General features: G+C 39.9%; 21 protein-coding genes. 6 read left to right on the forward strand and 15 right to left on the reverse strand.

The window, feature by feature from the left end; genetic code table 11:
• Positions 1–63: 63 nt before the first annotated feature.
• Together RM552_RS13155 and serB are read right to left on the reverse strand one after the other, a co-directional pair.
• Complete coding sequence (locus RM552_RS13155; protein WP_311369327.1) at positions 64–3,735, reverse strand: PAS domain-containing protein; 3,672 nt, start codon at positions 3,733–3,735, stop codon at positions 64–66.
• A gap of 111 nt (positions 3,736–3,846) precedes the next feature.
• Positions 3,847–4,920 carry a phosphoserine phosphatase SerB gene (serB, locus tag RM552_RS13160; protein WP_311369328.1) on the reverse strand — a complete coding sequence of 358 codons (1,074 nt, stop codon included), beginning with the start codon at positions 4,918–4,920 and terminating at the stop codon, positions 3,847–3,849.
• A 158-nt stretch (positions 4,921–5,078) separates the two neighbouring features.
• Here serB and RM552_RS13165 point away from each other — a divergent pair, with 158 nt between their 5' ends.
• Positions 5,079–5,663 (forward strand): AhpA/YtjB family protein, encoded by a 585-nt coding sequence (locus RM552_RS13165; RefSeq protein ID WP_311369329.1) that lies wholly within the window; start codon positions 5,079–5,081, stop codon positions 5,661–5,663.
• An 8-nt stretch (positions 5,664–5,671) separates the two neighbouring features.
• On the opposite strand, the gene RM552_RS13170 is transcribed toward RM552_RS13165, so the two are convergent.
• The 10 genes from RM552_RS13170 to rpoE form a co-directional block, all read right to left on the reverse strand.
• A complete protein-coding gene (locus RM552_RS13170) occupies positions 5,672–6,454 on the reverse strand; it encodes a TatD family hydrolase (protein ID WP_311369330.1) in 783 nt (260 codons plus the stop codon).
• Positions 6,455–6,520: 66 nt separating this feature from the next.
• A complete protein-coding gene (gene pdxH, locus RM552_RS13175; RefSeq protein ID WP_311369331.1) occupies positions 6,521–7,159 on the reverse strand; it encodes a pyridoxamine 5'-phosphate oxidase in 639 nt (212 codons plus the stop codon).
• Positions 7,160–7,164: 5 nt separating this feature from the next.
• A complete protein-coding gene (gene era, locus RM552_RS13180; RefSeq protein WP_311369332.1) occupies positions 7,165–8,070 on the reverse strand; it encodes a GTPase Era in 906 nt (301 codons plus the stop codon).
• Between the two features lies 1 nt (position 8,071).
• Positions 8,072–8,755 carry a ribonuclease III gene (rnc, locus tag RM552_RS13185; protein ID WP_311369333.1) on the reverse strand — a complete coding sequence of 228 codons (684 nt, stop codon included), beginning with the start codon at positions 8,753–8,755 and terminating at the stop codon, positions 8,072–8,074.
• Positions 8,756–8,772: 17 nt separating this feature from the next.
• Positions 8,773–9,657 carry a signal peptidase I gene (gene lepB / locus RM552_RS13190; protein WP_311369334.1) on the reverse strand — a complete coding sequence of 295 codons (885 nt, stop codon included), beginning with the start codon at positions 9,655–9,657 and terminating at the stop codon, positions 8,773–8,775.
• Positions 9,657–11,453 carry a translation elongation factor 4 gene (lepA, locus tag RM552_RS13195; RefSeq protein WP_311369335.1) on the reverse strand — a complete coding sequence of 599 codons (1,797 nt, stop codon included), beginning with the start codon at positions 11,451–11,453 and terminating at the stop codon, positions 9,657–9,659. Before lepA ends, lepB begins: the two co-directional genes overlap by 1 nt.
• A 259-nt stretch (positions 11,454–11,712) precedes the next feature.
• The gene (locus tag RM552_RS13200) at positions 11,713–12,195 is read right to left on the reverse strand and encodes a SoxR reducing system RseC family protein (RefSeq protein ID WP_311369336.1); all 483 of its coding nucleotides are present in this window, start codon (positions 12,193–12,195) and stop codon (positions 11,713–11,715) included.
• Positions 12,188–13,234 carry a MucB/RseB C-terminal domain-containing protein gene (locus tag RM552_RS13205; protein ID WP_311369337.1) on the reverse strand — a complete coding sequence of 349 codons (1,047 nt, stop codon included), beginning with the start codon at positions 13,232–13,234 and terminating at the stop codon, positions 12,188–12,190. The genes RM552_RS13200 and RM552_RS13205 overlap by 8 nt, the downstream gene beginning before the upstream one ends.
• Before the next feature lie 82 nt (positions 13,235–13,316).
• Entirely contained in the window at positions 13,317–13,952 is a 636-nt protein-coding gene (locus RM552_RS13210; RefSeq protein ID WP_311369338.1) for an RseA family anti-sigma factor, read from the reverse strand.
• 126 nt (positions 13,953–14,078) lie between these two features.
• Positions 14,079–14,657: an RNA polymerase sigma factor RpoE gene (gene rpoE / locus RM552_RS13215; RefSeq protein ID WP_311369339.1), complete on the reverse strand. Its 579-nt coding sequence runs from the start codon at positions 14,655–14,657 to the stop codon at positions 14,079–14,081.
• 204 nt (positions 14,658–14,861) lie between these two features.
• Between rpoE and nadB the strand changes: the two genes are divergently transcribed.
• The 3 genes from nadB to RM552_RS13230 all read left to right on the forward strand — a co-directional run bounded on the left by nadB (position 14,862) and on the right by RM552_RS13230 (position 18,276).
• The gene (gene nadB, locus RM552_RS13220; protein ID WP_311369340.1) at positions 14,862–16,466 is read left to right on the forward strand and encodes an L-aspartate oxidase; all 1,605 of its coding nucleotides are present in this window, start codon (positions 14,862–14,864) and stop codon (positions 16,464–16,466) included.
• Positions 16,467–16,634: 168 nt separating this feature from the next.
• Positions 16,635–17,108, forward strand: coding sequence for a hypothetical protein (locus tag RM552_RS13225; protein WP_311369341.1), 474 nt, complete (start codon positions 16,635–16,637; stop codon positions 17,106–17,108).
• On the forward strand, positions 17,086–18,276 hold the full coding sequence (locus tag RM552_RS13230) for a TonB-dependent receptor (RefSeq protein WP_311369342.1): 1,191 nt from the start codon (positions 17,086–17,088) through the stop codon (positions 18,274–18,276). Before RM552_RS13225 ends, RM552_RS13230 begins: the two co-directional genes overlap by 23 nt.
• On the opposite strand, the gene RM552_RS13235 is transcribed toward RM552_RS13230, so the two are convergent.
• Genes RM552_RS13235 through RM552_RS13245 form a run of 3 tightly spaced genes read right to left on the reverse strand, consistent with a single transcriptional unit; the run spans position 18,273 to position 19,850 of the window.
• Positions 18,273–19,181 carry a MaoC family dehydratase gene (locus RM552_RS13235; RefSeq protein WP_311369343.1) on the reverse strand — a complete coding sequence of 303 codons (909 nt, stop codon included), beginning with the start codon at positions 19,179–19,181 and terminating at the stop codon, positions 18,273–18,275. The genes RM552_RS13230 and RM552_RS13235 overlap by 4 nt on opposite strands.
• Before the next feature lie 32 nt (positions 19,182–19,213).
• A complete protein-coding gene (locus tag RM552_RS13240; protein WP_311369344.1) occupies positions 19,214–19,537 on the reverse strand; it encodes a hypothetical protein in 324 nt (107 codons plus the stop codon).
• 55 nt (positions 19,538–19,592) lie between these two features.
• Positions 19,593–19,850 carry an FAD assembly factor SdhE gene (locus tag RM552_RS13245; protein ID WP_311369345.1) on the reverse strand — a complete coding sequence of 86 codons (258 nt, stop codon included), beginning with the start codon at positions 19,848–19,850 and terminating at the stop codon, positions 19,593–19,595.
• Positions 19,851–20,127: 277 nt separating this feature from the next.
• Between RM552_RS13245 and ygfZ the strand changes: the two genes are divergently transcribed.
• Together ygfZ and RM552_RS13255 are read left to right on the forward strand one after the other, a co-directional pair.
• Complete coding sequence (gene ygfZ, locus RM552_RS13250) at positions 20,128–21,093, forward strand: CAF17-like 4Fe-4S cluster assembly/insertion protein YgfZ (protein ID WP_311369346.1); 966 nt, start codon at positions 20,128–20,130, stop codon at positions 21,091–21,093.
• 38 nt (positions 21,094–21,131) lie between these two features.
• Positions 21,132–21,617, forward strand: coding sequence for an FKBP-type peptidyl-prolyl cis-trans isomerase (locus RM552_RS13255; RefSeq protein ID WP_311369347.1), 486 nt, complete (start codon positions 21,132–21,134; stop codon positions 21,615–21,617).
• Positions 21,618–21,638: the final 21 nt, after the last annotated feature.

A 21,638-nucleotide genomic window follows, 5' to 3' on the forward strand; every position in this document is an offset into this window, starting at 1 on the left:
GGGTGTGATGTGCTAATTCTATAGGTCACTCAAGCAATCAGAAGATGCTTCTAATTTTTACCATCAAAGTTTTATTGCCAAGTCGACTGGCTCTGGCTTATGCGATAAAAACCCTTGCGCGTAATCAATACCCAGTTGCTTAACTCTATTTAAAATCTCCGGTGAATCCACAAATTCGGCCACCGTTTTTAAATTCATTATGTTAGCAACCTCAACAAAACAGCGCACGGCCGCTTCATCTAGGGGGTCATCGATTAAATCTTGAATAAAGTGACCATCGATTTTAAGAATATCCACCGGTAGCTTTTTCAAATAGTCAAAAGAAGAAGCACCTGCACCAAAGTCATCAAGGGCTACTCTCACCCCTAAATTGCTCACTTGTTCGACAAATAATGAAGCATCAGTGAGGTTGGTAATTGCTGCCGTTTCAGTAATCTCCAAACAAATTTTAGTGCATGTTTGAGCGCTGAGCCCATTAAAGATTTCATAGGCATACTTATGAAATGCTCGATCTCCTACTGACTGTCCAGATAGATTTATGCATAACAAGTCAATACGTTGGAATAACTCTGTGGGTCTTTCATCTAGCCACTTTATCGCATTTTTTAATACCCATCTGTCTATCCTACTTGCTAGATGAAAGCGTTCAGCAGCAGGGAAAAATGCGCCAGGAAGGATTGTACTTCCATCCTCACCTTGTAGTCTCACCAATATTTCGGCATGGATACCTTCTGAGTCACTGTCTAAATTTGTCAAACGTTGTGCATATAGTATAAAACGGTTTTCATCCAAGGCATTTTCAATACGTGTGGTCCATTGCATCTCCCCTTGACGAGTGCGCATGGCTAAATCTGATTCAGACCAGATGTGTACGCGATTGCGACCAGCTTCTTTGGCCGCATAGCATGATTTATCTGCAGCTTGTAAAATAGATGAAGTGGTCGTCCAACGTTCATCAATTGACACCAAACCTATACTGGTGCCGATACGAAACCGACGATTATCATGAATAAATCTGAATTCATCCATTTGCTGACATATTGCTTCGCTTACTCTTATTGCTTGTTTTACAGAGCAATGCTCTAAAATCACACCAAACTCGTCTCCGCCTAAACGCGCTACCGTATCGCGGTCACGAATTATCTGTTTGAGTAAATCACTGATCTGTTGTAGCGCTTTATCGCCTACTGAATGTCCACAGGTATCGTTGATTATTTTAAATTGGTCTAAATCAATATATAACAATGCATGTGAAGTATTATCGCTTTTGGGCTTCTGCAGCAAACGCCGCAACCTAGTTTCAAATTCTAAGCGATTGACCAAGCCGGTCAAAGAATCATGAGTTGCTTGATAACTTATTTCATTGCTTAGCCGTCTTTGTTCAGTGACATCATGAAACACCAATACTGCGCCTAATATTTCGCCACTAGCACTGCGTATAGGGGCTGCTGAGTCTTCAATACCGTATTCTTTTCCATCCCGAGAAATCAAGATAGTGTGATTGGCAAGGCCAACTATTCGTCCTTGTTCTAAGCATGTTTCTACTGGATTTTCAGTACGCAAGCGTGTGTCTTCGTTGACGATATGAAAAATATGCCCTAAGTCCCTGCCGATTGCGTCTTTATTAGACCACCCTGTTAACTGCTGGGCAATTGGATTGAGCCAAGTTGTGTTGCCTTGTGCGTCAGTTGTTATGACTGCATCGCCAATTGACTCTAACGTGACCTCTAGTAATTCTCGTTGTAATGATAATTTCTGGGTAATTTCCGTTAAGTCCGTAACATCCCAGTTTGCCCCAATCATTTTTAAGGGCCTACCATGTTCATCGCGGGTAACTCTTGCCGTCGCGCGAATATGATGAATGCTGTTATCGTTCCAGACTATTCTAAATTCGGTATCATATTGCGCTATATTCTCTATTGCATCTGCGACTAGCGTCTCGGTTTTTTGCTTATCATCAGGATGTAAAAAAGACGTCCAAAACTCGTAGGACTCGTTTTGCGCCCTTGATTCAAGGCCGTATAGTCGATACATCCACTTGTCCCATTTAAGCGATCCTGTACTTATATCAAATTCCCACACACCAATTTTGCCACTATCAGTGGCAAGTTCAAATCTCGCGCGTGCGACATCGATTTCTCGATTTTGTAAAACCCGCTCGGTAACATTTTGGAATGCGCCAATTAGTTTTATCGCTTCACCATTTTCATGCACTACTGAACCGGCTGCACGTACCCATATGTGCGTGCCATCTTTTTGGATAAAAGGCAGCTCAAAGTCCCAGTTATCTCCAGTTATCACAGCGTTCTCTACCGCTTTCGCAATTATTGGTCTTGCCTCTGGCGCATAGAAATTAATAGCTTCTTCAAGTGTGGGTTGATACGTATCATCAACACCGTGAATTTTCCTCGTTTCATCAGACCAATAAACAGTTTGATCTTTTAAGTCGACTTCCCAACCGCCCACACCCGCCAATTTTCCTGTCCTATCGAGTAAGGTCTGGCTTTTGCGTAGCTCTAGTTGTTGCTTTTTCTTTTCCGAAATATCGCTTCTTATAGAGACATATCGGTTTATTTCTCCATTAGTGTCGACTAGCGGAGTAATTACGCTGTCTACCCAATAAAGCGAGCCATCTTTGGCGCGATTACAAATTTCACCATGCCAAGTAGTTTTATTCTTAAGGGTTTGCCATAGGTCTTTAAAAAATGCTTTTGAATGGGTGCCAGAATTAATAATTCGATGATTGCTGCCTATTAATTCTTCTGATGAATACTGACTAATGTCGCAAAAAGCATCATTAACTTCTAGAATGTTGCCCGAAGTATCAGTAATCGATACTATAAATTCGTTTTTGAGCGTATCTAATAGAATATTGTCGTCATGGTGTCGGGCTTTTTGGGCAGTGATGTCTTGAACTGTTCCCATGTAACCTATAATCTCGCCATGCTCATTCGCAACAGGTTTCGCAAACGCATATACGTTTCGAATGATCCCATTTTTATGTATCATTTTAAATTCATAGCCAAACTCTTCCTTTGAGTCTGTCTGGCGTTGCCATGTATTAAATATGTGTTCCTTGTCTTCCGGATGAAGGCTTTCTTGCCAACCATCACCCAAACTTTCTTCAAGCGTTAATCCGCATATTTCGCGCCATTTTGGATTGGTATATGTGCATTTACCATCGCCATCGGTAGAAAAAATACCTAGTGGTAACATTTCACACAACACTCTAAAACTGCTTTCGTTTTTAGACACTAATTCCGCAGATAACAGATGTTCTTGGGCTTTATATAAATTATCTACACGTAGTCCCTGTTCAGCATTCTTTGCAAAATAACCGAATAAGGTGCGTTCAACAGCCGAAAGCGTTTTAGGCTGTTTGCTAAAAATACATAGCAAACCAAGCATATCTTCAGTGTCCGCACGAAGGCAAATACCTGCAAAAAAGCCTGCGTCATGTTGTTGCAAAAAAAGTGGAGAGGGAGAAAGTTGAGGATGGTTTTTTACATCCTCTACAACAAAAATGCTTTGTTCTTTATCAAAAAACTCTTCAAAAAAAGCCAAGGCAGAAATGTTACTTTTAGGATCAATGCTGTCCCCAAAGCCCATACTACCGAATAAATGGAAACCTTCATTCTTTGACAAATAAATAACTGCAGCATCAACATTGCACGCATGAACAACATTTTGAATAATGTCGTCTAACTCTTGTTTTACTGATGCAATGAGCTTCATGTCATTACTCCAAGTTTACACTTAAGTTACTTAATATAACCGATAAAAACATTTAATGTCACGTAAAGCAATTTATTAGCACTCGATAACCCCTTTACAAGGCGGCCTTTTTCATTGTTGTAGACAATACAGCAAACCTTCAAAGCCGCAGAAGTTAATATTAGCATCAGCTTGTTCCTTTACTTTTGCCTTCGCTTTGTATGCAACGCCTAGGCTAGCAGCCTGCATCATCGCCAAATCATTCGCACCGTCACCAATAGCGATTGTTTGCGTATCCGCAATTTGTGCTTTGTCTTTTTCAGTCAACAAAATATTTCTTTTTGTTTCTGCATTTAGAATGTCACCCTCTACTTCACCACTTAAGTGTTGTTTATCAATGCCTAGTTCATTGCTATATGCGGCAGTCAACGCAAAGGTATTTTTTAGGTAATTGGCAAAATAGGTAAAGCCTCCTGACGCAATACATGTCTTCCAGCCATGGTCTTGTAAAATGGCTATGGTCATTGCAAACCCAGGGTTAATTGGCAGTCTTGATTTCAGCTTTTCTAACTCTTCAACACTAATGCCTTTAAGACAGGATACACGAGCTAACAGGCTTTGATTAAAATCTAATTCGCCTTGCATAGCACGTTCGGTCAATGCTGCGACTTTATCACCTACCCCAACCAAAGTCGCGATTTCGTCAATACATTCCATATTGATAATGGTCGAATCCATATCCATGACCAGCAGACCTTGCGTTAATAACGATACATCACTGACTTTAAAACAATCAATATAGAAAGCCTGCGAGATAGTCTCTAGTACATCTTTGTTCAACAGTAACTTACTTGTTTTATCATCTGCAAAGAGCTCAATTATGAAAGCCTGACGCCCCAACTTTTGATGCAAAGGGTGTGGGCTTACTATAATTTTTGTTGCCGAGCTAAAATAAACACTTACTATTTTTTCAATAGTAAATAAATTAATGGCTTGGCCAACAATAACAAATTGATTATTGAATTTTTGCTGATGTTGAGTGCCAGATACTGCCTCTTTGGATAAATCTTGAATGGCATTAAGCGTATCTCGTTGCTTGAGGTTTTGACCATAAAAAATTATGCCCCCAGTGTCAGTCAAAATTCGATTACAAGTATCAATAGATACACTGGCAGAAGGTTCAGAGAATAAGGCAGCAATAGTCAAAGCAACTCCGGTAAAAAAGTAAATAAGCAATTGAAAAATCGATCAATATGATACTTTAACCTCTCCATTTATCAATCATTGTAAACTAAGACTTGGCAAGAACTGCTTTTTATTCTAATGTCATGGAGCCATCAGCAACTAAACAAAATGGAATTATTTTGGAGCAGACACACAATTATTCAATATTTAAAAGGATTTCAACCTTAATCCTTATTGTTTTGTCTGTTGTGGTCGCGATTAATTTGTACCTTATGCATGTAAACAATGCGCAGCAATGGTACCAAGTGGAATCTGAGCAATTAGGACGAAGTCTGACGGTACAAGCGTCTAAGCTGCTTGCCGCACCTCTTGCTAATAACAACCAAGCTCTTTTGTCAGAATATATTGAACTCATCAATCAAGGTAATTTTGTAAAAGGTGCTGTTATGTTTGATCAAATGGGAATCAAGTATGCCCAGCAACAAGATCCGCTTTCGGTTGTTGAGTTAGTTCGTCAAAAAGATGTAGAACCGCTAGTATTTGTCGAAGACATTGTGTTCAATGGCGAAATTATTGGCTATATAAAATTGATCTTAGATAAACAAGCCATCACTGAACATCATCAATTATTTAACCAAAATCAGTTACAGCAAAGTCTATTGATTATTGTGTTAACCATTATTGTGTCAGGCTTAATTATTCGTTTGTTTTATAAAGCTCGCGAGAACTTCCGGATCGCTAATCGAAGCGATAATTTAAGCTAAGGTAAATCCTATGTTGTTTTTGAAAAAAGGCGATAGTAATTTTCTGTGCTTTGTTTTTCTACTTCTTCTACACTGATGCCTTTTAACTGAGCCAATGCCTTGGCAACGGCAATAGTCTGCAAGGGGCTGTTTCGTTGGCCCTGGAACCCTTTTATAGGCATGTCTGGTGAATCAGTCTCAATTAATAAATGTTCTAAAGAGAGCTTTTTAATTGTCGCAATGGTTTTTTCTGCGCGAGGATAAGTGATAGTACCACCAACACCGAGTTTAAATCCCATATCTACATAAGTCTTGGCTATATTTTCACTACCACTAAAAGCGTGTATTACTCCACCTAAAGTATAACGCTTTAGTTTGAGCAGGCGAATTAATTGATTGTGAGATTGGCGATGATGCAAAACAAGTGGCTTTTTAATATTTGACGCTAGATCAATATGCCATGCCAATATTTTTTCTTGGTATGCCATAGATAGCGCCAAACTTCCGTCTAAGCCGCATTCACCGACCGCCACAATCTTATCCTTATATGTGAGGCCCAATTCAAACAAGTTACTTTTTAAGACTTCAGCATTCTCATGACTCAATGCTGTTAAAAAATAAGGATGACAACCTAAAGCAATATCAATTTGTTGTGGGTAGTTTGATGATAACTTAATTAACAAAGAAAACTGCTCTATTGATAACCCTGGCACTAACAATTTTTCAATATTAGCGATTTTACAAGCATGTAATACATCTGCTCGGTCTGCATCAAAGTCCGGCAAGTCGATATGACAGTGACTATCAATCAAACCTTCCTCCTAATACATGTTTGACATCTTCTTGACACAATGACCGAGTCATACAAATGTTTATCGTTAGGGCATCAAGCGCGTGCTCGTCCAATTACTGTCATTCTTATTGTATTCAAAGCGGTCGTGAAGACGGTGTTCGCCTCCTTGCCAAAATTCTATCTGATGAGGTTTTACTAAATATCCCCCCCAAAAATCTGGTAAAGGGATTTCCCCACTGGAAAATTTGGCTTTCATTTGTTGGTATTGAGTAAGCAACAACTGTTTAGTAGAAATAGGGGTACTTTGTTGAGAAGCCCACGCACCCAATTGACTTTCTTTAGGTCTGGATAAAAAGTAGGCGGCGACTGTTTTTCGGGAAAGCGGTTCAGCAACGCCACTTACGCGAACTTGACGCTCTAAAAAATACCATGGGAAATGCAAACTAATACGAGGGTTCTCAGCTATATCAGCCGCTTTACGGCTACCTAAATTGGTATAAAAGATAAACCCCTCATCTTTTAAGTCTTTTAGTAACACTATGCGCTGGCTTGGTTGACCACTTTTATCAACGGTTGCAACGGTCATTGCATTTGGATCAGGTAATTGTGAATCTATCGCCTCTTGCATCCATATTTTAAAAAGATCCAAAGGGTTTTCTGTTAAGGCTTCACGATTTAAATTGCCTTTTTTATACTCTTTGCGCAAATCATGTAGTGGTTTCATATGCTTTACCCGCGATAATCTTCTTCGTATCCTAAGGACCGCAGTGCTCTCTCATCGTCAGCCCATCCCGATTTCACTTTTACCCACAACTCCAAAAAGACTTTGTTATCAAAAAGGTTTTCCATGTCTTTTCTTGCTTCAGCCCCCATTGTTTTCAAATGAGCACCTTTTTTGCCAATTATCATAGGCTTTTGGCTGGCTCTTTCTACCAGAATCAAACCATGTATATGAAAAACACCCGATTCGGTAGTCGTAAACTGTTCAATTTCAACGGTAACTGAATAAGGCAATTCGTCGCCAGTAAAACGCATTAATTTTTCCCGAATAATTTCAGCGGCCATAAAACGGCTTGAACGATCGGTCACATAATCTTCTGGAAAATAAAACTCGCTTTTGGGAAGTTGTTCAAAAACACGCTGCCTTAAGTATTCAACCTGCTTACCTTGTTTTGCGGATATTGGCATAATATGCACAAAAGCATGCTTCTTACTTAGTTCATTAAGTGTATCTAAGAGTTCTGATTGATCAGGTACTTTATCGATTTTATTGACCACCAACCAACAAGGCAAGCCTGACTGTTTTACTTTTGCTAAGACAAGATCATCGTCACTTGTCCAGCGCGTACCTTCAATGACAAATAACACTAAAGACACGTCAGCAAAAGAACTTGATGCTGCTCTATTCATCAAACGATTTATTGCGCGCTGTTCATCACCATGTAAGCCCGGTGTATCAACATAAATAGCTTGTTTATTATCAATACTATCAATGCCCATAATACGATGGCGTGTAGTCTGTGGTTTGCGTGAAGTAATGCTAACCTTTTGGCCCAGAATACGATTGAGAATAGTGGATTTGCCGACATTGGGACGCCCTACTATCGCTACCATGCCGCAATAATTTTCACTCATATTATAAATTCTCTAAGATTAGTTTCGCCGCTTCCTGTTCTGCGATGCGTCGACTTCTGCCCACACCTTTCTGTAAGAGCGCGAGTTTCTTTATTCTGCATTCGACAGTAAATGTCTGTGAATGGTCTTTGCCGCTTATATTAACCACTTCATATTCAGGTAAGTCTATTTGTCGTGATTGTAAGTATTCTTGCAAACGTGTTTTGTTGTCTTTAATTTGTAGATTAGGATCAAGGGCCTTTAAACGTTCAGAAAACAGGATATCAATAACCTTATATACAGCATCTAAGTTTGCATCTAAATAAACGGCACCTAAAATAGCTTCAACAGCATCCGCTAGTATGGAATCGCGTCGTTGACCACCACTTTTTAACTCTCCAGGACCTAGTTTGATCAACTCCCCTAAAGACAATTCTCTCGCAATTTCGGCCAAGGTCGCGCCTTTTACCAAATTGGCTCGCATGCGCGTTAGTTTGCCCTCTGGCAAGTCTGGAAATTTTGCATAAACGCGCTCTGCAATTGCTAATCCGAGTACTGCGTCACCTAAAAATTCTAGTCGCTCATTGTGCATTTTTGCTGCACTTCGATGTGTGAGGGCCTGCTCCAACAAACTAGCATTCTTAAAATCGTACTGTATATGCTTGATAAGCTTTGTGGTCGACTTATGCAAAAACGGCTTCACCATCAGGTTTACCTCAATATTTACTCTATGCCACCAATACGGTCAAAGCGCACACCCGTTGGGATAAAGGTAGGTAAAAAGTCTTCCTCTTTACGTTCAAACTTAAAACTCATCCAAATGAATACGGCTTTTCCTACCATATTTTCTTCAGGAACATACCCCCAGGCACGCCCATCTTGAGAATTATCACGATTATCACCCATCACAAAATATTCACCTTGCGGCACTACGAATTGACCAGATGTAGAACCTCGATTGGGGTTCCTCAATATTTTATGCTCTACATCACCCAGTTGCTCAGTGTACATATTAACAGCGTCGCCATGTATTTCAGCGTCACTTCTACCGACAAATTCTTGTATAGCAATAAATGCTTCCGGACATTCATCTGATTGGGAACAAGCAGGTTTGATATAAATAGTTTTATTACGATAAGTAATCGTATCGCCGGGCAAACCCACAACACGCTTAATATAATCAACGTTAGTATCGAATGGATATTTAAATACCACTACATCACCACGTTCAATATCGCCAGTTTTGAATATTTCTTTCCGCGCAACGGGATCCTTTATACTATATGAAAATTTTTCTACTAATAGAAAGTCTCCTACCAGTAGCGTTGGAAACATTGATCCCGAGGGTATTTGGAATGGTTCATATATGAACGATCTGAACACCATTACACCAAAAAATATAGGGAACATCTGTTTACAAAAATCGACTGCAGCCGGCATCTGTAATCTAGCTTCTTCTGCAGTGACTGTAATTGATTTACTTACATTATCAGCAGCATCGGCCCCGCTAGCGTGTTTTTTGGGTGCGAAAAAAAGCGCATATCCAAGCCAAACTAAACCCGTGACCGCACTGATGACGACTAAAAATATTGAAAAATAATTGGCCATTAATTATCTACCTTTAAGATGGCTAAAAACGCATCTTGTGGCAATTCAACATTGCCTACTTGTTTCATACGTTTTTTACCTTCTTTCTGTTTCTGTAAAAGTTTTTTCTTTCGACTAATATCGCCACCATAACATTTAGCAATTACGTTTTTACGGAGTTGCTTTACTGTACTGCGCGCTATGACATGGTTACCAATAGCTGCTTGAATGGCAATATCAAACATTTGTCGAGGGATTATTTCTCGTAGTTTTTCAACCAAATCACGGCCTCGATACGGCGCATTATCTTTATGAGTGATTATAGCAAGTGCATCAACTCGCTCGCTGTTTATTAGAATATCTAAACGCACCATATCAGCATGCTGAAACCGCGTAAAATTGTAGTCAAGAGACGCAAACCCACGACTTGTTGATTTTAGCCTGTCAAAAAAGTCTAGCACAACTTCTGCCATTGGTAAGTCGTATGTAATCGCGACCTGTTTACCATGATAAACCATGCTAGTTTGCATGCCTCGTTTTTCGACGCACAAGGTAATCACATTACCTAGGTAATCTTGAGGAACCAGGATGTTAGCAGTGACAATAGGTTCACGTATTTCTTCAATGTCATTTATAGGAGGTAATTTTGATGGATTATCAACTTTTAATAGTTCGCCTCTCGTGGTTTTCACTTCATAAACAACAGTAGGAGCGGTAGTAATTAAATCTAGGTCATATTCACGCTCGAGTCGCTCTTGGATAATTTCCATGTGCAACATGCCTAAAAAGCCAATACGAAACCCAAAACCAAGCGCACTAGAGCTTTCTGGCTCATAAAATAATGACGCGTCGTTTAGACTTAATTTTGCAAGTGCGTCCCTGAAGTCTTCGTAGTCATCTGAACTGACCGGGAACAAACCAGCATAGACTTGGGGCTTAATTTTCTTAAACCCTGGTAAAGCATTAGCCGTAGGGTTTTTCGCCAAGGTAATTGTGTCGCCCACCGGCGCGCCATGAATTTCTTTAATACCAGCAATAATAAAACCTACTTCACCGGTTCGTAATACCGGCATTTCAGTTTGCTTAGGTGTAAATATCCCTATCTTATCCGCTTGATGTATACCGTGTGTAGACATTATCTTTATTTTGTCTTTTGCGTGCAGTTCGCCATTAATTATACGGACCAAAGATACAACACCCTGATAGTTATCAAACCAAGAATCGATAATTAGCGCTTCTAGCGGCGCTTCAGCATTACCTTGCGGGGGTGGTACTCTTTTCACGATTTCTTCAAGAACATCGTGAATGCCTACGCCAGTTTTTGCTGAACACCGCACTGCTTCTATAGCATCAATGCCAACGATGTCTTCTATTTCTTCCGCTACACGGTCGGGTTCTGCTTGTGGAAGGTCAATTTTGTTTAAGATAGGCACAACTTCCATATCTAAATCAATAGCGGTGTAACAATTCGCGAGGGTTTGTGCTTCGACCCCTTGCCCAGCATCCACAACCAATAAAGCACCTTCACACGCCGCTAGAGACCGCGACACCTCATAAGTAAAATCGACATGGCCAGGCGTATCTATAAAATTTAATTGATAGGTTTCGCCGTCGTTTGCAGGATAGTATAAGGTTACGCTTTGTGCCTTTATCGTGATCCCACGCTCTCTTTCAATGTCCATAGAATCCAGCACTTGCTCAGCCATTTCGCGATTGGTTAAGCCCCCACACTCTTGAATCAAGCGGTCAGACAAGGTCGACTTACCGTGGTCGATATGGGCAATAATGCTGAAATTACGAATATTTTTAAGCTGCATATAAAACGGGTTACCTACAAGATCGTTAAGCCTAACAAAGAAGGCGATTTTTAAACACGGCGGATATTACCGTTTTGTGAGCCAAATTGCGACAAATGATGCATATTTCAGCCATATTGATGCAATTTATTTAACGGTTATTGTTTACAGCTTGACTCGATATTTAATAGCAACAATTGCAAGCTCCTAAGAAACACTCCAACTTTATTGACGGGCTACTTAATAATAAAGCCTACAAATGATGAACAAGTGAAGCAACTCAATGTTTAAAAGTAGGTATTTCGTTTTTATGGGTCATAACTAAATCTTGAGTCGCTCCCAAAAATATAGGCTTATACTTTGCTACATTGCGGCTATTTTTAGCACTCGAACTAGCCCACCAAAACCCCGCTATCGCACTAATACTCGCAAACAACAAGACCAATAACTCATGTAAATTTGGCCATATCCAAGACAGCATTGTTACCGTTGACATGAGTAACAAAAGAGGCACCATATAGACCATCCATGAGGCTCTCAATAGAGCATGTTCTGAAATGCCCATTTTGACTTTCTGACCAACAACTAACTGACATGGAACGCTTAGTTTGACATGATTGGCTTTTGGTGAAAAAGCTTTGGCTACTGTACTAGTCGGGCACGATTCACTCGCTTGGCAACTTGAACAGGTGGTTTTAATTTGAGTCTCAACCCAAACTCCGTCGTCTTCAATTGCTACTACAGTGCCCATTTCCTCAATCATTGCTATTAACCACTACAATCGAATTGGCAATTTTATTAGCGGTTTTAGTCGGTATTTCGCCGACTACTGTTACCTGTACATTGCCATCGCTCATGCTCACAACTGAGGTTCCATCAGCACTCATCGATAAGTCATCTTGCAGAGCTTCGGTGGCTGACAGAACATAAACTGAGACGTCGACAACACCGTCGCTCAACATAACGTATTGCACAGGTTGGCCGGTTTGCCGCAACAAATGCTCTTTTTGTCTGACTTTTTTCATCCCTACGGGAATAAAGCCAACATCCCAAGGTAAGGCAATTTCCTGCGGTGATTTTGCAAAAACTGTCGGTGGTAATTGTTCCGCTTGAATATTTGCAAAATAGGCTTTGACGTCGGCAGACAGTGACAATTGGGTTACCTGAATTTGTTTTATTAGTTTATTTTCGTCATACATATTTAGTTTCAATATCAACCCTGTCTGCTCATCAAGCCAAAGATGATAACCAAAGCGTGTATTGTCTTTGCTCACTATGCGAATTTGCTGAGACATCCGCCCTAATATTCTATTACGTCCCATTAACAGCACGTCGTATGCCGCATACAATATATTGGGGTCGTGAATAAATGCAGACGGTATAGGACCTTCTATGTTCTCAGCCCTTATGCTATACGGATTAAAGCTTGGTTCAAATATACTCACTTTGTTATTCAATCGAATTTGTTCGTATCCTGGACCATTAAGAAGGCTTAATTGCTCTGCACTGTCTCCATTTTCAAGAATTGCATGGCGCCAAACATAAGGCATGATATCCCTATTTGGTCTAGACACTACGTAGGCAATTTCAAAATTGATATTTTTGAGGGTGTTGGAGAGCCTTTCAAACCAAGAACGCGCCGATAATTGGTCGAAAGTTGGCTGCACTACTATTTTTGTCGGTGTGCTTGAAGGGACATTTGACGGCACATTGTTAACCGCTTGCTCAGAGGCATTGTCCGTTAATTCGGTATTTTCAATTTGAGCATATGATTTTTGTATCAAAAAAACAAAAATTAGCACAAAAAAAACAGCTGGGGCTATGCAAGCTCGCAGCTGATTTTTACTTTTATATTTTAACAAAACCACTCCAGCGATGTGCCTGTTATTTTTCCTGATTTTGAGAGTTTTCATCAGGTGTATTAGTGTCGCTCGCTTGCTCGCTTTCTGTTGAGCCTTGCGCTGCCCCTTGGGTAACACTATTCAGTTTCTGTTGTGCTCTATGATCTTGAACCAAAGCTGAAATTTGTGCAGAAATTTGGGCACGTTGTTCCAAAAGTTGATCCAAGCTCGCCTGACCATTACCTGGTGAAGACTGCAAATTCACAGGAGCTAAACCACCTTGAGGCCCAAGAGCTGGTGGCGCAGTCGTGAATGGTTGGGTAATGTCCGGCTGATTATAGGTTTGATAGCCAAAAATAACCATCGCTGTAACACAGGCAACCATTGCCAACTGACCGCTTTGCCTGACCACAGGAATAATAGCGGACACAACTGGATAATCTCTCCATGTTGGTTTTGGCGCTATGATATCGAGTTCATCTTCGAGCGCTTCGGCGACTTTACTGCTTATGTCAAACGATACATCCGACGACATATCATTGCGCAATAAATCACGTGTTAAGTGATAACTCTGCCATTTTGCTTTTAACAAAGGATCACTAACTATGGAGCGAGTAAAACTTTCATCTACTGCTTCTCCGTCGACCATTGCCGAAACATTTTCATAATTTTGCGTCATACACCCATATTCCCGAACGAACATTCTCGTTCATTTTGCTAGCTTGTTGTTTCTAACTAACTTATGTTGCACTTTTGATATCTCTTACTAATGCTAAGTGTACACAAATCATACTAAAAACAAAGATTAATTTTCTGTCAACGGCACAATAACTTTGTCTATTGCTTCCCTTGCTCTAAATATTCGCGACCTTACCGTACCAACCGGGCACTCCATAACGGCCGCTATTTCTTCATAACTCAAGCCTTCGATTTCTCGCAGCGTTATGGCTGCACGAAGATCATCAGGCAAATTTTCAATGGTTGCAAACAACTTCGCTTGCAATTCATCCGACAGTAACTTTCTCTCTGGAGAAGCATTCTCCTGAAGCGCCTCGCTACCATCATAAAAATCAGCTTCTTGCGCATCTACATCACTTGCTGGTGGTTTACGGCTTTGCGACGTCAAATAATTTTTGGCACTGTTCACCGCAATCCGATACAACCAAGTGTAAAAAGCGCTTTCTCCTCTAAAATTTGGCAATGCCCTGTATGCTTTAATAAACGCCTCTTGTGTGACATCAGCCACATCACCGGAGTTTTTCACATACCGAGCCACAATATTCATCACTTTGTTTTGGTGCCTTATGACAAGCAAATTAAACGCGTTTTTATTGCCTTTTTGCACCTGTTTGACCAATTCTTGGTCAGTATTTTGCTCGCTCATTAATGCCACTTCTCCTTCAACAATCTACCACTATGGCGGCGGGCAACTGGTATAATTGACCCCTCTTCATTAATAAAGTTCGAATTTAATGCGTTTTTATTTAGAAAGCTAGTCATGATTATGCTTTGTGGTTCAAATTTACATGCACAAAGTTTACTATAGGAATACACAAAGACCGATCAAAAGTTGAGTTATTTCATAAATATGTCTAATCACATTGAACACACCTGTGACCTCCTCATTATTGGCAGTGGTGCTGCTGGTTTGAGCCTAGCATTGCACATGGCTGATAACTGTAATGTTATCGTGCTGAGCAAAAGCGATGTTGATGAAGGGAGCACACGATATGCTCAAGGTGGAATAGCGGCTGTATTTGATGATGAAGATTCTATAGAAAACCATATCCAAGATACTCTCAAAGCCGGTGCCGGCATTTGTGACAAAGAAATTGTCAGGTTTACAACTAAAAATGCCAAAGAAAGTATGCAATGGTTAATTCAAAAAGGTGTACCGTTTGATCAAGAAAATGATGGAAAGGGCGGCACCCGCTTCCATTTGACACGTGAAGGTGGTCACTCACATAGACGCATATTACACGCCGCTGATGCTACCGGTAAGGCTGTTCAAAACACACTATCAGATAGCGTCAAACAGCATCCTAATATCCATATTTTTGAACGCTATAATGCTATCGACCTGATTAAAATGGATGGTAATGATAAAACCAGCGTTGGCGCTTATGTATGGAATCGTAAAAAGGAAAAAGTAGAAGTCATTAGGGCGCGCTTTATTACCTTAGCTACTGGTGGCGCTAGCAAAGTCTATCAATATACGTCAAACCCAGACGTTTCTAGCGGCGATGGAATTGCCATGGCTTGGCGGGCAGGTTGCGATATCGCGAACATGGAATTTAATCAGTTTCATCCCACATGTTTATACCACCCAGAGGCGGGTAACTTTTTGATAAGTGAAGCATTGCGCGGTGAAGGTGCAATATTATGCCATAAAGATGGCACCGCATTTATGCATAGATTTGATGAACGAGGTGATTTGGCCCCTCGAGATATAGTTGCCCGAGCGATTGATTATGAAATGAAGCGTCTTGGTGAAGATTGCATGTACCTTGACATTAGCCACAAAGCTAGTGATTTTATTGTTAAACACTTTCCAAACATTTATAGAAAGTGTCGAACCTTGGGCATAGACATCACCCGTCAACCGATACCTGTTGTACCCGCCGCACACTATAGTTGTGGTGGTGTGGTAACCAATAAACACGCCCTTACAAATTTACACAACGTTTATGCAATAGGGGAAGTTGCCTATACCGGATTACATGGCGCTAATCGCATGGCAAGTAACTCGCTGTTGGAATGTATAGTATTTGCACATGCTTGCGCTAAACATATCAGCGCTAATTTTGACCGCCAACATGTTGCTACTGAAATAAAACCATGGGATGAATCACGCGTCATCGATTCCGATGAAGCCGTAATCATCCAACATAATTGGCATGAACTTAGACTATTCATGTGGGACTACGTAGGCATCGTGAGAACAAACAAAAGGCTCGAGCGAGCGATGCGTCGAATTAATCTACTCAAACAAGAAATAGATGAGTATTACTCTAACTTTAAAGTCAGTAACAACATGCTTGAGTTGAGAAATTTGGTTTGTGTTGCGCAACTAATCGTGAGTTGTGCAATAGATAGGAAAGAAAGTCGCGGTTTGCACTACAATAGAGACTATCCTGATACTCTTGAAGAAAGCCAAGCTACCGTGATAAATGCAAATAGCAAAGTACTTTAAGAGCGATTTAATTTGCACATTACTAGTTAACTAAAAGGTTAACTAAAAGGTATTTTTTTTTATACCCTTGTATTGTAAATTATATATCTCAACATATTCTTAGCGGTAACATCTGTTCAACTTCATATGATTAGGCTGATTCTAGCCACTCTTAAACATGATTATTTTGTGAAAAAAGCCGTATTTTTTTTAAAGCTAATAACAGGAATATTTGGTCTGAGCGCTGCTGTTTGTCAAAGTGTGCATGCCAGTAATAATATTCTGCTTATTATTGCGAATAAACAAATGACCGCTAAGCTTTCCGAGCCGATTTCATTAGACGATGTGCTCTCTTTTTATGCCATGAAAAGAAAGTTATTGAGTAATGGAGAAAGAGCAACTTTGCTTACACATCAACTTGACAGCGAAGCTAGCATCTTATTTTGTAAACACCTTCTTGATTCATTTCCATACCAGGTAAAACGAAAATGGGATGTTGCTGTTTTTTCAGGCAGAGCAATACGTCCTATCACTTTAGATACAAACCAAGCAATATTCACTTATATAGGTGAAAATGAAAACGCTATAGGTTATGTGCTTGTTGACTCCACTCAAATTAATCAAATAGAAGAGAACTTCCATGTTATCGCGACTTTTAATTAGTAGTCTTGCCATCATGCTTTGTCATGCAGCGTCTGCAGGCGAAAAACTAGATTTCGATGGATTTGTTGGTCTGGGTTTTATGACGGAGTCTGCAAACAACTTTGCAGCAGTTGATGGCGATAGTAATGAGATTGTAGAAATTGGACTTAGAGCATCCTATTCACTGAATGAAAATATCATGTTTACTGGACAAATTGGTCTAAGACGTTTTGGTGATTTTGCGACTGAGAAAAAACCAAGAATTGACTATGCTCAAATGAACTACACAACAAGTTGGTGGAAAAATTCAGAACAAGTAATTTCTATTGGTCGGGTTAAAAACCAATTGGGTTTGTATAATTTAGCGCGGGATATAACACTTAGCCGACCCTCTATTATTTTGCCGCAGTCTGCTTATTTAGAACTGTTACGTAACCTATTTTTAAGTTCTGATGGTATTGCTATTTCCTCGCACTCGTATCTGAAGACTGGTATTTTGTCTGCTACTTTGTCTGCTGGCCAAATCAAAATAGACGATAATTTTAACCATGTCATGTTAGACGAATTTACTGCAGGTAATTGGAGTGAACGAAGTAGCATCAGTGCAGATTTGCGGTATGCGACGGACGCTTTAATAATGGGTGTATCTTTTCATAGGATCAATCCTCAGTACAACACTGCGCCAAATGATCGTATACCATTTGTACCCATTGGCAGCAATGTACCGGCTATTAATGGCAAATTAGAAATGGATAGTTATTTTGCATTTGCTCAATATACAAAAAACAAATTTGAGTTCAGTGCAGAATATAGTTATCGAGAAGTCGACATTACCGGATTTACGCCGGGACAATCATTGGACCGTTCCATGGAAGGTTTTTATGTACAAACTAAGTATTTGCTGTCGACTAGTTGGAGTTTCACTGCACGTTATGAAGATTTTTATCGCCTAGCGGAAAATAAAAACGGTGTACAAACACCCTTTTTCACATTCCCAGATTGGTATAACAATGCGCGCACAGTGAGTTTGAGTACAGCCTATAATATTAACCCTCATTGGACATTGATGGCTGACGTTCATTTAGTAAAAGGTTCTGGATTTTTGGCGCCGTTTGCTACACCAACCCTAGATTCTACAGAAAAACAAAATTGGACACTGTCGGCCATTCAATTAATCTATAGTTTTTAAGCTAAGGTTTGCAAGCTTCCTAAAAGATGAATTCGCTGTTTTTTGCGTTTTTCAGAATGCAGATTAAACAATAAATGCTTTGAGTTGTGTAAGCTACTATCAATTTGGCTGACTAATTTTGTATTTAATGGCAATACAATAGGTTGCGAAAATAATACGTTTATACAATATTCAGATTTGAATGCTGAATGTTGCTTCGCCAATATAGATAAGGCCCAAGCTTTTGAAAACATACCGTGAGCAATTGCGCGTTTAAAACCAAGTAATTTTGCCGTATACGGATGTAAATGAATGGGATTGTAATCACCCGATATGCGAGCATATTTTCTGCCAATATCATCTGAAAAATCTAACTTATTTTCGGTCTCTTGAGTGTGATTAAGATTGTGAGCATTTATACCGTCAGCTATCCATTGTGGCAACGGCTGGACTAAAACAGCCAATTGCTGAGCGTTTAATGCATGTTTGGCACGTGACAAATAATAACTCTTACCCGTCAATGCCAAATCAGTTCCAATGTAAGCATGTGTAATCACCTCTATAACCCAGCCCCGTTTATGCCAACAAAGTTTGCCAAAAGAGGTTTTGAGCGTTAAGCGAGCATCTTGTTCAGGTAAAAAGTTAATGTGTATTTGATTGGCTAGGTGCACTAGGCCAATAGGTTTAAATGGGAAATCACTTGCCACCATCATTTCTAACTGCATAGACAATGACAAAGTCTGTGCATAATTAGGATGAACAAGTGCGGCCAAATGTGGCCGCCAATGAGTGAGTTGATTGTAGTGATTACAATGTTTAGCGTCAATATTGAGTGTTTTAGTCAAACTGCTATTTGGCAAAACAGGTACCTGCCCAGCAACAACACTAGGTTTATGGACTGCTGCTTGCGCATATAGTTTTAACATAGCTTAAACCACTCCATTTTATTTGACTTTTGTTAATGCCAAATCGCTATTCTACATAAACTTCGAAATTCTGATTCTGTGAATTTATTTTTACGTATGATCAAATTCATTTTTCGTTTCGAATGTATAGTGTAGCAGACCCAACAACAAAAATACGATACCCATACCTTAGTCACGCCATAAGACATGGTATTTGAATGTTTTAATTTGCTTATTGGTTTACTTATTGGGCAATGACCATTTTGGTGTAAAGTGTCTGTCTCGATCACACTAATTGGCATGTTTTTGTCAGATTCGCTAACCAATAAGTAATACGCTTTATTAGGTGTAAACCTTACCAATGAATTGATAGCCATCGAAAATTCCATATCGACATATCCTTTTGTCAATAACTAATGGTTTAACTTGTTTCTATTGACCTAACTTAATTTTTGATTTCACTAAGGTCACCATTTTTGCAAAATCAGGGTCAAGACAAGGTTGATGCCCCATAAACCAGGCATACAAATCAGGATCATCACTCGTTAATAGTCTCTCAAACGTTTCCTGCTCTGCAAAAGTCAGTGTGTCAAACGCTTGTTCTACAAACGGCAATAACAAAACGTCTAATTCAAGCATTCCACGACGACATGCCCATTTTAAGCGGGCAATCCTTTTTGCTTCAAACATAGTTGCTCCTCTAAAGCGCTGGGTCAGTTAAAACTTGCTCCATAAATGATACTGCATGAATTTTTTGCAAGGCTCAACCAGCCCTTAAATAAATCACATTTACTATCGCAAATGCGCCATTGCTCAAATTGTAGCATGCCAGATAATTTATCAATACTGACCCCATTACAAATAGCGACTTTATTTGTGAATCAAACAAGACAAAACCATTGCAAAACCATTGCAACGCCCATACTCTCTAATTACCTCTGAATGCTTAAACCCTATAGGTAATAGTGTGAATCAATCAAAATCTTTCCTGGCGTTATTAGATGATATTAGCGTTATTAACGTAGCGGGCGAGCAAGCACATGAATATTTACATGGCCAAGTAACCGTTGCTACTAATCCCTTTGATGTTGCGTCCGCAAAAATCGCAGCGCATTGCGATTTCAAAGGTAAAATGTTTAGTACTATGTTTGTTAGTTATAGCGAAGCCCTTGATGCTTCAACCCCACATTTTAAACTGTGGGCACACACGGATGGTGCTAAAGAGTCTTTGCTCCAATTAAAAAAATATGGTGTATTTTCAAAAGTTGATATTGCTATAGATACCGATGTGAAAGTCTATGGCGGATTTGGAGAGCATTGCTTTGAGCAATTACATGTGTTTTTCCCATCGTTAAACAAGCAACATTTATCTGTACAGAGCAACCAATTTGGTCAAATCATTACCTTTAATGACAATACAATGCGCTTCCTGGTGTGCCTAACAACATGCGGGCAAGAGAGGCTAGCAGATGTACTAAATGGTGAAAAGTTAGTCGATAAACAATATTGGGATCGTTTAGAAATTTTGGCCGGCCTAGCTAATATTCAACAAGCGACGGTTGGTGAATATGTACCACAAATGCTTAACCTGCAATCAATTGGTGCTATAGATTTTGATAAAGGCTGCTACATGGGTCAAGAAGTGGTCGCAAGGACAAAGTTCTTAGGTAAAAATAAACGTGCGTGCTTTATTGCCAAATGTGACGCCCAAGATGTCGATGTATCTAAGGTGAGTGTTGCGTCAGCAATTGAAATAAAACTTGGTGAGAATTGGCGCCGTGCCGGAAGCTTGAACAGATTCGCGATTGCTGATAAAGAGCTACATGTGCTGGTAGTTTTGCCTATAGATACTGAAATTGGTAGTATTATTAGAATTAAAGACAGCAATATATTGTTAACCATTGGCCCATTGCCATATAACAACCTAAACTAGCGTTAACAGGTTTAAACTTAAATCGACACAGGACAACTATGCAAATAACTGATAATCATGTTGTAACATTACATTACGCCGTAAAGACTGCCGACGGAGATGAAATTGATTCATCCTTGAATGCCGAGCCTATCTCGTTTATTCAAGGTAGTAAATACATGATACCCGGCTTAGAAGAGGCGCTTTATGGTCACAAAAGCGGTGATAAGTTTGAAGTTGTTATAGGCCCTGATAAAGCCTATGGTCAACGACAAGACCAACTGGTTCAAGAAGTCCCGGCAAATATGTTTGAAGGTATGGATGTTGAGGTAGGAATGAGTTTTAGAGCCACCACTGATGCAGGCGACCAGTCTGTCATCATTGTAGACAAAACAGACACTACAGTAACAGTCGACGGTAACCACCCGCTATCTGGCATGACCTTAAGCTTCGATGTGAGCATAGAAGATGTCAGAGAAGCAACCGACGATGAAATTTCGCATGGACATGTGCATGGCGAAGGTGGTTGCGGCCACTCTCACTAAACAGTCTTATATGAGGAGCTC

The sequence above is a fragment of the Glaciecola petra genome (assembly GCF_031846345.1).
Taxonomy (GTDB): Bacteria; Pseudomonadota; Gammaproteobacteria; order Enterobacterales; family Alteromonadaceae; genus Glaciecola; species Glaciecola petra.